The organism is Corallococcus sp. AB011P (genome assembly GCF_003611605.1).
GTDB classification, from domain to species: Bacteria; Myxococcota; Myxococcia; order Myxococcales; family Myxococcaceae; genus Corallococcus; species Corallococcus coralloides.
In genome coordinates, this window is record NZ_RAVX01000032.1 from 51,938 (window position 1) to 65,772 (window position 13,835).

Sequence of the window (13,835 nt, forward strand, 5' to 3'; positions counted from 1 at the left end):
GCGACCTAAGCACACCCCATGGGTGATGAAAACGCTGCTCAGGCCCGCGGAGAAGACGCCGCGCCGCCCGAATTCTTGGTCGACCGGTGGGCACGACGGGTGGGCTTCAGGAGCACATCCAGCTTCTTCGAAAGGCGGTTCAGCTCCCGGGTGATCTGCTCCACCTGGGACTGGCTGGCAACTCCCACCGCCTCCACGACCTTCGTCTGGAGCCCATCCAACCGCTTGCGCAGCTCCACGCCCGCGGCGTCCACCTTCTTGCTCAACTCCTGCACGCGAGGGTCGGCGCGCAGCTCACCGGCCTGCACCTTCGTCCACAGGTGCTGGACCTCCTTCGCCGCCACCTGGCCCCGCGTCTCCAGCGCACGGAAGGCCTTGTTCGCCTCCCCTTCCAGGCCCTGGAACCGCTTCTGCGCCTCGGAGAACCGCCCCTTCAGGAAGGCCTCCACGTTCTGCGTCACGCCCGTCTTCTCGTCAGCCTTCGCACTCGTCGTCGCCATGTCGCGCTCCCCCCCGGGTGTTCCGGGTCTCACAACGTGATGCGTCAAAATAACGCACCGCGACATACTGTCAAGCAAACAGGAACGGGAGTGTGCAAAACGAGAAAGCCGCCGCCCCGGCATGACACCAGGACGGCGGCTGACTCAGGAAGCGTCAGGGACGCTTCTTACGGAAGCACTAGGCGACGTCGGTGGACCGGGTGTCCGGCCGCGACGGAGGAGGAGCCAGCGGGCCGGTGTCGCCGTGGGTGGCGGCCAGGGCGGCCTCCATCTCGTTGACCTCGTCCGTGGGGCTCTCCACCTCGATGTCGAGGTGCTTGTAGTTCGGCAGGCCCGTGCCGGCGGGGATGAGCCGGCCCATGATGACGTTCTCCTTGAGGCCGCGCAGGTAGTCCACCTTGCCGTTGATGGCGGCCTCGGTGAGCACCTTCGTGGTCTCCTGGAACGACGCCGAGGAGATGAACGACTCGGTGGAGAGCGACGCCTTGGTGATGCCGAGCAGCAGGGGCTCGCCCACGGCCGGGCGCTTCCCTTCGGCCATGACCTTCTCGTTCTCCTCCTCGAACACCCACTTCTCGACCTGCTCGTCGACCAGGAAGTTGGTGTCGCCCACGTCGGTGACGCGCACCCGGCGCAGCATCTGCCGGACGATCGTCTCGATGTGCTTGTCGTTGATCTTCACGCCCTGCAGTCGGTAGACCTCCTGCACTTCGTCCACCAGGTAGCGCGCGAGTTCCTTCTCGCCCAGCACCTTGAGGATGTCGTGCGGGTTGGCCGCGCCGTCCATCATCGCCTCGCCGGCCTTCACGCGGTCGCCGGAGTGGACGTTGATGCTCTTGCCCTTGGAGATGAGGTACTCCTTGGCCAGGTCCGCGCGCTGCTCGCCGCCCACTTCGGGGGTGATGATGAGCTTGCGCTTGCCCTTGGTGTCCTTGCCGAAGGACACCACGCCGTCGATCTCCGCGATCGCCGCCGCGTCCTTGGGCTTGCGCGCCTCGAAGAGCTCGGCCACGCGGGGCAGACCGCCCGTGATGTCCTTGGTCTTCGTGGTCTCGCGCGGCACCTTGGCGATGACCTCGCCCGCGGAGATCTCATCCTGGTCGTTGACCGTGATGATCGCGCCCTGGGGCAGGAAGTAGCTCGCCTGGTTCTTGGAGGACGGCAGGTCCTTCACGTTGCCGGCCGCGTCGCGGATGGTGACGCGCGGACGCGCCTCCGGGTCCTTGGACTCGATGACCGTCTTGCGCGACAGGCCCGTCACCTCGTCGAGCGTCTCGGACATCGTCACGCCTTCGATGATGTCCTCGTAGCGCACGACACCGCCCACTTCCGTGAGCAGCGGGATGGCGAACGGGTCCCACTCGGCCACCAGCACGCCCGGCTCCAGCTTCTGGCCTTCCTTCACCAGGATGCGGGCGCCGTAGATGATCTGGTAGCGCTCGCGCTCGCGGCCCGACTCGTCGACGACGACGATCTCGCCGTTGCGGTTCATGGCCACCAGCGTGCCGTCCGCCTTCTGCACCGTGTTCAGGCCCGCGAACTTCACGGAACCCGCGTAGCGGTTCTCCAGGCTGGACTGCTCCGCGCGACGGGTCGCCGCACCACCGATGTGGAAGGTGCGCATCGTGAGCTGCGTACCCGGCTCACCGATGGACTGCGCCGCGATGACGCCCACGGCCTCGCCCACGGACACCTTGCGGCCACGCGCCAGGTCACGGCCGTAGCACTCCACGCAGATGCCGCGCTTGGCCTGGCAGGTGAGCACCGAGCGGATCTTCACCTTGTCCAGACCGCTGTTCTCGATGCGGCGGACGCGCTCCTCGTCGATCTCCTCGTTGGCGCGCACCAGCACCTCGCCCGTCACAGGGTCGAGGATGTCGTCCAGGGCCACGCGGCCCAGGATGCGCTCACCCAGCGGCTCGATGATTTCGCCGCCTTCCACCAGGGCGCCGATGAACAGACCGTCCATGGTGCCGCAGTCGTACTCGTTGATGATGGCGTCCTGCGCCACGTCCACGAGACGGCGGGTGAGGTAACCGGAGTTGGCCGTCTTGAGCGCCGTGTCCGCCAGGCCCTTACGAGCGCCGTGCGTGGAGATGAAGTACTGGAGCACGGAGAGGCCTTCACGGAAGTTGGCCGTGATGGGCGTCTCGATGATTTCACCGGAGGGCTTCGCCATCAGGCCGCGCATACCCGCCAGCTGGCGGATCTGCTGGGCGCTGCCGCGGGCACCGGAGTCGGCCATGATGTAGATGGGGTTGAACGACGGCTGCTTGCGCGTGATGCGCTTGCCGTCCACGTCCCCGCTGGCCTCGTCCTGGGAGATCTGCTGCATCATCTCCTGGGCGACCTTCTCGGTGATCTCCGCCCAGATATCGATGACCTTGTTGTAGCGCTCACCGTCGGTGATGAGGCCTTCCAGGTACTGGTTCTCGATCTCCGCCACTTCCTTGCGCGCGTAGTCCAGGAACTCCTGCTTCTTCGCAGGAATGATCATGTCCTTGAGCGCGATGGAGATACCGGCGCGGGTCGCGTGGAAGTAGCCCGCGCTGCGGACGCGGTCCGCCAGCAGCACCGTCTCCTTCTCGCCCGTGAGGCGGTAGCAGAGGTCGATGAGGTTACCGAGCGACTTCTTGTCGAGCACCTTGTTGATGGCGTCGAAGCCCACGCGGCGCGGAACGACTTCCCACAGCAGCACGCGGCCGACCGTGGTCTCCTTGCGCTTGCCGTCGATGCGGCACACCACCTTGGCCTGCAGGTGGACCTCACCGTGGTCGTACGCGGCGCGCACCTCGTCCGGCGACGCGAACACGCGGCCTTCGCCGTTGGCGAACTCGCGGGCGCGCGTCATGTAGTAGATGCCGAGCACCATGTCCTGCGTCGGGACGATGATGGGCTTGCCGTTCGCGGGGCTGAGGATGTTGTTCGTCGACATCATCAGCACGCGCGCTTCCATCTGCGCTTCGATGGACAGCGGCACGTGCACGGCCATCTGGTCGCCGTCGAAGTCCGCGTTGAACGCGGCGCACACCAGCGGGTGCAGCTGGATGGCCTTGCCCTCAATGAGGACGGGCTCGAAGGCCTGCATGCCCAAGCGGTGCAGCGTGGGGGCGCGGTTGAGGAGCACCGGGTGCTCGCGGATCACGTCCTCGAGGATGTCCCAGACCTCCGGACGCTCCTTCTCCACCATCTTCTTCGCCGACTTGATGGTGGTGACGTAGCCCTTCTCTTCGAGCTTGTTGTAGATGAACGGCTTGAAGAGCTCGAGCGCCATGATCTTCGGCAGGCCGCACTGGTGCAGGCGCAGCTCGGGACCGACGACGATGACGGAGCGGCCCGAGTAGTCCACGCGCTTGCCGAGCAGGTTCTGACGGAACCGGCCCTGCTTGCCCTTGAGCATGTCGGACAGCGACTTCAGCGGCCGCTTGTTCGGGCCGGTGATGGTCTTCCCGCGGCGGCCGTTGTCGAACAGCGCGTCCACGGCCTCCTGGAGCATCCGCTTCTCGTTGCGGATGATGATGTCCGGCGCGTTCAGTTCCTGGAGCCGCTTGAGGCGGTTGTTCCGGTTGATGACGCGGCGGTACAGGTCGTTGAGGTCGGAGGTCGCGAAGCGGCCGCCGTCCAGGGGCACCAGCGGACGCAGGTCGGGCGGGATGACCGGGATGACGTCCAGCATCATCCACTCCGGCTTGTTGCCGGAGACGCGGAACGCTTCCGCCACCTTCAGGCGCTTGGCGTACTTCTTCCGCTTCGCCTCGCTGGTGGTCTCGCGCATGTCCTTGCGCAGTTCCTCGGACAGCCTCTCCACGTCCAGGGACTTGAGCATCTCGCGGACGGCCTCGCCGCCCATGCCCGCGCTGAACGAGTCCTCACCGTGCTCCTGGAAGAGCCGGTGCATCTTCTCCTCGGAGATCAGCTCGCCCCTCTGGAGCGGCGTCGCCTTGGGGTCGATGACCATGTAGCTCTCGCAGTACAGCACCTTCTCCATCTCCTTGAGGGTGATGTCGAGCAGGTTGCCGATGCGGCTGGGCAGCGACTTGAGGAACCAGATGTGGGCCACGGGCGTGGCCAGCGTGATGTGTCCCAGGCGCTCACGGCGCACCTTGGACTGGATGACCTCCACGCCGCACTTCTCGCACACGACGCCACGGTGCTTCATGCGCTTGTACTTGCCGCAGTTGCACTCGTAGTCCTTCACCGGCCCGAAGATGCGGGCGCAGAACAGCCCGTCCCGCTCCGGCTTGAAGGTGCGGTAGTTGATCGTCTCCGGCTTCTTCACCTCGCCGTGCGACCACTGACGGATCTTGTCGGGCGACGCCAGCGCGATGCGGATGGCGTTGAACGACAGCGGGTCCTTCGGCTTCTCGAAGAAGTTGAAAATGTCCTTCACGTTGCCTCCGAAAACTTATGAGCGCTCAAGGCGCCAAACGTTTCGGGCCCCCGCCCTGCGCCCGGCCAGCCGCTCCCTCCAGGAGGAAGCAGCCAGCCGGTCAGGCGGGCGCGCCGGCTTCTTTGAAAAGGCCTAGGCCTCGGTCCCGGACTTCCGGTCCTCGCCGTCGCCGCCGCCCAGGAAGTCACCGCCGAAGCTGCGCTGCCGCTCCGGGGGCGCGCTCTCCAGCAGCTCCACGTCCAGGGCCAGCGACTGGAGCTCCTTGAGGAGCACGTTGAACGACTCGGGCAGGCCGGACTCCAGGACGTTGTCGCCCTTGACGATCGCCTCGTACATGCGCGTGCGGCCCACCACGTCGTCCGACTTGACCGTGAGGAACTCCTGCAGCGTGTACGCCGCGCCGTAGGCCTCCATCGCCCAGACTTCCATCTCGCCCAGACGCTGACCGCCGAACTGGGCCTTGCCGCCCAGGGGCTGCTGCGTGACGAGCGAGTAGGGCCCGATGGAACGGGCGTGGATCTTCTCGTCCACCAGGTGGTGCAGCTTGAGCATGTACATCACGCCCACGGTGACGTTCTGGTCGAACGGCTCACCCGTGCGGCCGTCGAAGAGCACCATCTGACCGGAGCGCGGCAGCCGGCCCTCGTCGAAGAGGGCGTGCAGCTCCGTCTCGCGAGCGCCGTCGAACACCGGCGTCGCCACATGGATGCCCTTCTTCAGGCGGCGGCAGAGGTCCTGGACCTCCTGGTCGGACAGGCCGTCCACGAAGTCGCCGAAGGCCTTGTCGTCGTAGACGGTCTTCAGCTGCTTCTTGAGCTGCTCGCCGCTGAAGTTCTCTTCGATGTAGCGCTGCAGCTGCTCGCCCACGCCCTTCGCGGCCCAGCCCAGGTGGACCTCGAGGATCTGCCCGATGTTCATGCGGCTGGGAACGCCGAGCGGGTTGAGGACGATGTCCACCGGACGGCCATCCTCCAGGTACGGCATGTCCTCCTCGGGGAGGACGCGGGACACGACGCCCTTGTTGCCGTGGCGGCCGGCCATCTTGTCGCCCACCGCCAGCTTGCGCTTGATGGCGACGTACACCTTCACCATCTTGATGACGCCCGGAGGGAGCTCGTCGCCCTTCTTGATGCGGGCGATCTTCTCGCCGAAGGCCAGCTTCACGGCCTCCTTCGTCTCCTCCAGGTTGCGCAGGATGTCGCGCAGGCGCGCGTCCAGCGGGTCGCCCACGGAGATCTCGCCCCAGTACTTGTACGGCACCGTGGCCAGCAGCTCGTCGTTGAGGATGTCCCCCTTCTTCAGGAGGATCTTCCCCTTGTCGTCCACGAGCTTGCCCTGGACCTCCTTGCCGCGGACCAGGCCGCGGAGGCGGCTGTACGCGGAGTCCTGGAGGACCTTGATCTCGTCGTTCTGGTCCTTGAGGAGCTTCGCCTCCTCCATGGACTCGATCTGCTTGGCGCGCTCGTCCTTCTCCACGCCCTTGCGGCTGAACACCTTGGCGTTGATGACGGTGCCGACAACGCCCGGGGGCACGCGCAGCGAGCTGTCGCGCACGTCGCCGGCCTTCTCACCGAAGATGGCGCGCAGCAGCTTCTCTTCGGGGGAGAGCTGGGTCTCGCCCTTCGGAGTGATCTTGCCCACCAGCACGTCGCCGGGCTTCACCTCGGCGCCGATGCGGATGATGCCGCTCTCGTCCAGGTCCTTGAGGGCTTCCTCACCCACGTTCGGGATGTCGCGGGTGATCTCCTCCTTGCCCAGCTTGGTGTCGCGCGCGATGCACTCGAATTCCTCGATGTGGATGGACGTGAAGACGTCCTCCTTGAGGATGCGCTCGCTGAGCAGGATGGAGTCTTCGAAGTTGTAGCCCTGCCACGGCATGAACGCGACGACGATGTTCTGTCCCAGCGCCAGCTCACCGGTCTCGGTGGCCGGGCCGTCCGCGATCACGTCGCCCTTCTTCACCCGGTCACCCTTGCGGATGATGGGCTTCTGGTTGAGGCACGTGTTCTGGTTGGAGCGCTGGTACTTGAGCAGGTTGTAGATGTCCACTTCGCTGGACACGTCGCTCAGGGCCGCGTTGGAGTCCGCCTTCACCACGATGCGGCTGGCGTCCACCGACTCCACGATGCCGTCACGGCGCGCCACGCAGGTGACGCCCGAGTCGCGGGCGACGATGGCCTCGATGCCCGTGCCCACGAGCGGCGCCGCCGTGCGCAGCAGCGGCACGGCCTGACGCTGCATGTTGGAGCCCATGAGCGCGCGGTTCGCGTCGTCGTTCTCCAGGAACGGGATGAGGGAGGCGGCCACCGACACCAGCTGGTTCGGGGACACGTCCATCAGGTCCACGTCCTCGGCCTTGACCTGGACGAACTCGCCGCTGCGGCGGCTCTGCACCAGCGCGTTGACGAACTTGCCCTTCTTGTCCGTCTCCGCGTTCGCCTGGGCGATGGTGTGCTTCTCCTCCTCGAGCGCCGAGTAGAAGGCCACGTCCCCCGTCACGCTGCCCGCGTCCACCTTGCGGTACGGCGTCTCCACGAAGCCGAACTCGTTGACGCGCGCGTAGGTCGACAGCGACGCGATGAGGCCGATGTTCGGGCCTTCCGGCGTCTCGATGGGGCAGATGCGGCCGTAGTGCGTCGGGTGCACGTCGCGGACTTCGAAGCCCGCGCGCTCACGCGTGAGGCCGCCAGGCCCGAGCGCGGACAGACGGCGCTTGTGCGTGACTTCCGAGAGCGGGTTCGTCTGGTCCATGAACTGCGACAGCTGGCTGGACCCGAAGAACTCCTTGATCACCGCCGTCACCGGCTTGGCGTTGATCAGGTCGTGCGGCATGAGCGTCTCGATCTCCTGGAGGCTCATGCGCTCCTTGATCGCGCGCTCCATGCGGACGAGGCCGATGCGGTACTGGTTCTCCAGCAGCTCGCCCACCGCGCGGACGCGGCGGTTGCCCAGGTGGTCGATGTCGTCGATCGTGCCCTTGCCGTTCTTCAGGTCGATCAGGTAGCGGATGACCTCCAGGATGTCGCGCTTGGTCAGGATCTGACCGTCGAGGGGCTCCTCAAGGCTGAACTTGAAGTTCAGCTTGAGGCGGCCGACCTTGGACAGGTCGTAGCGCTCCGGGTTGAAGAACAGGTTGCTGAACAGGTTCGTCGCCGTCTCCGGCGTCGGGGGATCGCCCGGGCGCAGACGCCGGTAGATCTCCATGATGGCCTGCTCGGGCGACTCGATCTTGTCCAGCATCAACGTCTCACGCAGGTACGGACCCACGTTGAGGTTGTCGATGAAGAGGACCTTGAACTCCTTGATGTCGCGCTTGAGGAGCTCGTCCACCTTCTCCTGGGACACCTCCTCGTTGCACTCGAGGATGACCTCACCGGTGTTCTCGTCCACCACGTCGTAGGCGGACACCTTGGTGAAGAGCTCGTCCGCGTCGATGGGCAGCTTGGTCATCTTCGCCGCTTCGAGCTTCTTGATGGCGGCGCGCGTGAACTTGCGGTTCTTCTTGACGATCAGCTCACCGGCCTTGGTCTTGATGTCGCGCGTGGCGCGCTGACCCGGCAGGAGCTCCAGCTCGACGGACTTCTCGAAGTCCGCGGCGCTCTGCAGGTAGATGGTCTCGGTGGCGTAGTAGTAGTTGAGGATTTCCTCGGTGGAACCCTTGAAGTCGAGCGGGTTCTTCTTCGCCGTGTCACCGACGGCGCCCAGGGCGCGGATGAGCACGGTCGCCGGCAGCTTGCGGCGCCGGTCGATGCGCACGTACAGCAGGTCCTTGTGGTCGAACTCGAAGTCGATCCACGAGCCGCGGTACGGGATGATGCGGGCGTTGTAGAGCAGCTTGCCCGACGAGTGGCTCTTGCCCTTGTCGTGGTCGAAGAACGCACCCGGGCTGCGGTGCAGCTGGCTCACCACGACGCGCTCGGTGCCGTTGATGATGAACGTACCGTTCTGGGTCATCAGCGGGATTTCGCCGAAGTAGACCTCTTGCTCCTTTACGTCGCGGATGGACTGGGCGCCGGTCTCCTCGTCCTTGTCCCAGACGACCAAGCGCACGACGACCTTGATGGGCGCCGAGTAGGTCATTCCACGCTGGTGGCACTCATCGACGTCGTACTTCGGCTTCTCCAGGTGATAGCTGACAAACTCCAGCGAGGAGGTCTCGTTGAAGTCCCGGATCGGGAAGACGGACTTGAAGACACCCTGAAGGCCAAGGTCCTCACGCTTCTCCGGGGCGATGTCGGCCTGGAGGAACTTCTCGTAGGATTGCTTCTGGATGTTGATGAGATTGGGAATGTCGATGATCTTCGCGATTTTCGCGAAGGTCTTCCGCACGCGGAAATTGTTCTGGATCTGCGTCGGCATTCGGTCTCCGGGGACGGCTGCTCGGGCGGGGCAAACTTCAGTAACGCGCGGCGGCGCCGGGAAATTTGGCAAATGTCAAATGGGCAAAGCCGGCGCCCCAGCATAGGGAGCGCCGGCCTGCTCATCCGATCAGGCGGCTACCCGGGATTTCCCGGAAGAACAGGGTAGCCCCTGTACAGAACTACTTGATCTCGACGGTGGCGCCAGCCGCGACGAGCTGGTCCTTGATCTTCTTGGCGTCGTCCTTGTTGACGCTTTCCTTGACCGTCTTGGGCGCGCCCTCGACCAGGTCCTTGGCCTCCTTCAGGCCCAGGCCGGTGATGGCGCGGATCTCCTTGATGACGTTGATCTTGTTGGCGCCGGCGTTCGCCAGCACCACGTTGAACTCCGTCTTCTCCTCAACAGGAGCGGCGGCGGCGGCGGGGCCCGCGGAGGCAACGGCCACGGCGGCGGCGGAAACGCCCCACTTGTTCTCCAGCAGCTTCACGAGCTCGCCCGCCTCGAGGACGGTGAGCTTCGAGAGTTCTTCAGCAATCGCGTTCAAATCGGCCATGGAACTGTTCCTTCTGGTTGACTAACGGCCGGCGACCCATTTGGGCGGCTCGGCCGAAGAGGTTGCGGTAGAAAAACTTCTCGGGACGATTACTGACCCTGCGCCTTGTCCGCGTGCGCCTGGATGACGCGCGCGAGCTGCGACCCGGGGGCCGCGATGGTCCGGACCAGCTTGCCTGCAGGCTGGTTGAGCATGCCGAGCAACATCCCGCGCAGCTCATTGAGGCCCGGCAGCTTCGCCAGTGCCTTCACGCCGTTGGCGTCGACCTTGTTACCGGCGACGACGGCGCTACGGACCTTGATGGTCTCCATGTCCTTGATGAAATCCATCAGGATCTTCGCAGGAGCCACCTCGTCGTCGTAGCTGATGCACAGCGCCACGGGACCGGTGAAGTCATCCGAAATCACGGAGACGGTCGTACCCTGAGCGGCACGGCGCGCCAGCGTGTTCTTGATGACCTTGTACTCGACCTTGCCCTCGCGGAACTTGCGACGCAGCTTGGTGACGGTCTCGACGTTCACCTTGGAGGACTCCACGAGCACCGCGGTCTTGGTCCGCGCAAACTTCTCGTGAAGGTCCTTGATCATCTCTTCCTTCTCGCTCTTCAGCACCTTGACTCACCTCCTTCATGGCCCGACCTGACGGTCGGGCGTGATGCCTGGGCCAAAGTGGCAGAGCGAGAGAGGAGCCTCCGAGAGGCACCACACCGCACCTCCAGTCTCGGCAGGGCTGACCTTGCGGCCGTTTGAACCAGGAGCGGATGGACGGCCCGACCGGTTGCCCGGTTCCCAACGGACGCGTCTTCCCCACTCCAGGTCCCTGCTGTCATGAACCAGGTCGGAACGCCGCGTCTCTCGACATGGCGCCCCAATTGCAAAAGCCGGGGGCCTATACCCCCGGCTTTCGCAAAGATCCAGCACTTTCTAACGAACTGACGTTCGCGGGCGACAGGACTGACGCTCCCCGTCAGGGAGCGCACCCTTCCCTGCCCGTCCTGGCACCCGCGATTAGCGGTGACGCGCCAGGATTTCCGTGGTGTCGAGCTTGATGCCCGGCCCCATGGTCGTCGAGATGGCGATGCCCTGCAGGTACACGCCCTTGGCGGTGGCCGGCTTGAGCTTCATCACCAGGTCCACCAGTGCGTTGAAGTTCGCCTCGAGCTTGTCCGCAGGGAAGGAGGCCTTGCCCATCTTCGCGTGGACGATGCCCGCCTTCTCAGCACGGAAGTCGACCTTACCGCCCTTGGAGTCGCGGATGGCCTTGGCGACGTCCATGGTCACCGTGCCGACCTTCGGGTTCGGCATGAGGCCGCGGGGACCGAGCACCTTACCGAGGCGGCCGACGACGCCCATCATGTCCGGCGTCGCGATGACGGTGTCGAAGTCGAGGAAGCCCTCCTCGATGCGCTTCTGGAGGTCCTCGGCGCCGACGATGTCCGCGCCGGCGTTGGTGGCCTCGGTGGCGCGCTCACCCTTGGCGAACACGGCCACGCGCACGGTGGCGCCGGTGCCGTGCGGGAGCACCACGGCGCCACGGACCATCTGGTCCGCGTGCTTCGGGTCCACGCCCAGGTTGATGGCGACGTCGACCGTCTGGTCGTACTTCGTCGCGCGGGTATCAACCGTCTTCTTCAGCAGCGCGAAACCCTCGGCGACGGGGTAGCGCTTGTTGCGGTCCACCAGTTCGTTGGACGCGCGGAACTTCTTTCCGGAGTTAGCCATTGCAGGAATCCTTGAGAGAGGGGGCGGGCTAGCCGACGACGTCGATGCCCATGGAGCGCGCGGTGCCAGCAATGGTGCTCATGCAGGCTTCGATGGACGCGGCGGTGGTGTCCTGGATCTTCTTGTTGGCGATCTCCTCGAGCTGCTTACGGGTGATCTGCCCCACCTTCTCCTTGCCCGGCTTCTTCGCGCCCGAACCCTTCTTCTTCTCCGTGTGGAGACCCGCGGCCTTCTTGATGAGGATGGCGGCGGGAGGGGTCTTCAGGATGAAGGTGAAGGAGCGGTCCTGATACACGGTGATGATCACCGGGATGATCAGACCCTCCTTGGCCTCCGCCTGCGTCTTGGCGTTGAACTGCTTGCAGAACTCCATGATGTTCACGCCCTGCTGACCGAGCGCGGGACCAATCGGCGGGGCGGGGTTCGCCTTGCCGGCGGGGATCTGCAACTTGACCTGACCTGTGACCTTCTTCATCGGCGGACTGCTGCCTTTCGAGAGGGTGGTTCCGACGGGCCGCCAGACGGGGCGACCCTCCCACCCGTTGATCCGCGCCCGTTACCCGGGCGCGGAAGACTTGTGAAACTAGCCGGTGGTCTTCTCCACCTGCATGAAGTCGAGCTCCACGGGGGTCGCACGGCCGAAGATGCTGACGAGCACGCGCACGCGGCCCTTCTCCGGGTTGACCTCTTCCACGGTGCCGTTGAAGTTGGCGAACGGGCCGTCGATGACGCGCACCGTGTCGCTGGTCTCGAACTGGACCTTGGGCTTGGCCTTGTGGGCGCCCTCGGTGACCTGCGCGGTGAGGCGCTCGACCTCGCGGTCCGACATGGGCCGGGGCTGCTCGTTCTGGCCGACGCCCGGGAACCCCGTCACCTTGGAGGTGTTCTTCACCAGGTGGACGGTGGTGTCGCTGAGCTCCATCTGGACAAAGATGTAGCCCGGAAACAGCTTGCGGCGGGTGGTCTTCTTCTCGCCGTTCACCATCTCCACGACCTGCTCCATGGGGATGAGGATCTCACCAATCAGATCCTGGTCCTGCAGGCCCTTGAGGCGCACCTGCTCTTCCAGGTTCTTCTTCGCCTGGTTCTCGTAGTTCGAGTAGGTCTGGACCGTGAACCATTTCTTCGCCATTACAGCTTCCCCCACAGGGCAGGCAGCCACTCCACCATCAAGTTGTAGGCGACGGTGTCGATGCAGAAGAGCAGAACGGCCGCCACCAGCGAGGCGACGACCACGGCCATGGTCGATGCGCGGGTCTCCGACCAGGTAGGCCAGGTGACCTTCATCAACTCTGATGCCACATCGATGGAGAGGGCGTGCGTGCGAGGGTGGAAGTAGGCCGCCAGCACCAGGGCCAGGGCCACCACGTAGCCCGCCAGCGTCGACACGCGCCAGCCGAGGCCTTCGAAGAGCTCCACGTCGCTCCAGCCGAACCGGCTCCAGAGCAACCCGAAGACGTGCTCCAGGAAGAGGGCCAGGACGATGCCGAAGACGAGATAGAAGATGACCACGAGCCGCTTGGGGTCGATGCCCGAGCGGTTAGCCTGCTGGCTGGCCTCAGATGCCGTCGCCATGGTGCCTCACGAGGGACTGCGGAAGCGGGACTGCGAAAAGACAGGGACCCCCGGCACCGCTCGGTACCGGGGGTCCCTGTACTGAAGCTGGCAGGCCAGGAGGGATTCGAACCCCCAACACGCGGATTTGGAGACCGCTGCTCTACCGTTGGAGCTACTGGCCTAAACCTTCATGAAACCGACGACCTAGACCTTGCCTTCCTTGTGGTCCGTGTGCTTGCGGCAGCGAGGACAGAACTTGCTCAGCTCAAGCTTGTCCTGGCTCTTCCGCTTGTTCTTCGTGGTCGTGTAGTTCCGCTCTTTGCACGTGGTGCACTCGAGCGAGATGATGGAACGGTTACCCTTAGGCATGGTTCATTTCACCAGATGCGAGAAGGGAAGGCTACAAAAGCAGCCCTCCCCTCCGCAACTCAGTGCCCGTGAAAGCCGGTCGGCGGGAAGCCGACTAGGCGATGATCTCCGCAACGACGCCGGCGCCCACCGTACGGCCACCCTCGCGGACGGCGAACCGGAGCTCCTTCTCCATCGCGACCGGGGTGATGAGCTCCACCTCGATGGCGATGTTGTCGCCCGGCATGACCATCTCGACGTTGTCCGGCAGCTTCACCGTGCCCGTCACGTCCGTGGTGCGGAAGTAGAACTGCGGACGGTACCCCTTGAAGAACGGGGTGTGGCGGCCGCCCTCTTCCTTCGACAGCACGTAAATCTGCGCCTTGAACTTCGTGTGCGGCGTGATG

Annotated in this window: 10 protein-coding genes, 1 tRNA gene and 1 pseudogene; all 12 read right to left on the reverse strand. The window is 64.9% G+C overall.

Annotated elements, in window-relative coordinates; translation table 11 throughout:
• Positions 1-38: 38 nt before the first annotated feature.
• On the reverse strand, positions 39-500 hold the full coding sequence (locus D7X30_RS39375) for a hypothetical protein (RefSeq protein WP_120568126.1): 462 nt from the start codon (positions 498-500) through the stop codon (positions 39-41).
• Between the two features lie 178 nt (positions 501-678).
• Positions 679-4,890, reverse strand: a complete 4,212-nt coding sequence (rpoC, locus tag D7X30_RS39380) for a DNA-directed RNA polymerase subunit beta' (RefSeq protein ID WP_120568127.1) — start codon at positions 4,888-4,890, stop codon at positions 679-681.
• Positions 4,891-5,022: 132 nt separating this feature from the next.
• Positions 5,023-9,249 carry a DNA-directed RNA polymerase subunit beta gene (rpoB, locus tag D7X30_RS39385; protein WP_120568128.1) on the reverse strand — a complete coding sequence of 1,409 codons (4,227 nt, stop codon included), beginning with the start codon at positions 9,247-9,249 and terminating at the stop codon, positions 5,023-5,025.
• A 181-nt stretch (positions 9,250-9,430) separates the two neighbouring features.
• On the reverse strand, positions 9,431-9,802 hold the full coding sequence (rplL, locus tag D7X30_RS39390; protein ID WP_120568129.1) for a 50S ribosomal protein L7/L12: 372 nt from the start codon (positions 9,800-9,802) through the stop codon (positions 9,431-9,433).
• A gap of 89 nt (positions 9,803-9,891) precedes the next feature.
• Positions 9,892-10,413, reverse strand: coding sequence for a 50S ribosomal protein L10 (gene rplJ, locus D7X30_RS39395; protein ID WP_120568130.1), 522 nt, complete (start codon positions 10,411-10,413; stop codon positions 9,892-9,894).
• Positions 10,414-10,809: 396 nt separating this feature from the next.
• Positions 10,810-11,523 (reverse strand): 50S ribosomal protein L1, encoded by a 714-nt coding sequence (gene rplA, locus D7X30_RS39400; protein WP_120568131.1) that lies wholly within the window; start codon positions 11,521-11,523, stop codon positions 10,810-10,812.
• Between the two features lie 28 nt (positions 11,524-11,551).
• A complete protein-coding gene (gene rplK / locus D7X30_RS39405) occupies positions 11,552-11,998 on the reverse strand; it encodes a 50S ribosomal protein L11 (protein ID WP_120568132.1) in 447 nt (148 codons plus the stop codon).
• A gap of 108 nt (positions 11,999-12,106) precedes the next feature.
• Positions 12,107-12,655, reverse strand: a complete 549-nt coding sequence (nusG, locus tag D7X30_RS39410) for a transcription termination/antitermination protein NusG (protein WP_014397772.1) — start codon at positions 12,653-12,655, stop codon at positions 12,107-12,109.
• Positions 12,655-13,098 carry a preprotein translocase subunit SecE gene (gene secE / locus D7X30_RS39415; RefSeq protein WP_120568133.1) on the reverse strand — a complete coding sequence of 148 codons (444 nt, stop codon included), beginning with the start codon at positions 13,096-13,098 and terminating at the stop codon, positions 12,655-12,657. Before secE ends, nusG begins: the two co-directional genes overlap by 1 nt.
• Before the next feature lie 88 nt (positions 13,099-13,186).
• A tRNA-Trp gene (locus D7X30_RS39420) sits at positions 13,187-13,262 on the reverse strand.
• Positions 13,263-13,284: 22 nt separating this feature from the next.
• On the reverse strand, positions 13,285-13,449 hold the full coding sequence (gene rpmG, locus D7X30_RS39425; RefSeq protein WP_002617522.1) for a 50S ribosomal protein L33: 165 nt from the start codon (positions 13,447-13,449) through the stop codon (positions 13,285-13,287).
• Positions 13,450-13,543: 94 nt separating this feature from the next.
• Positions 13,544-13,835: pseudogene (gene tuf / locus D7X30_RS39430) on the reverse strand (elongation factor Tu); the annotation flags it as partial.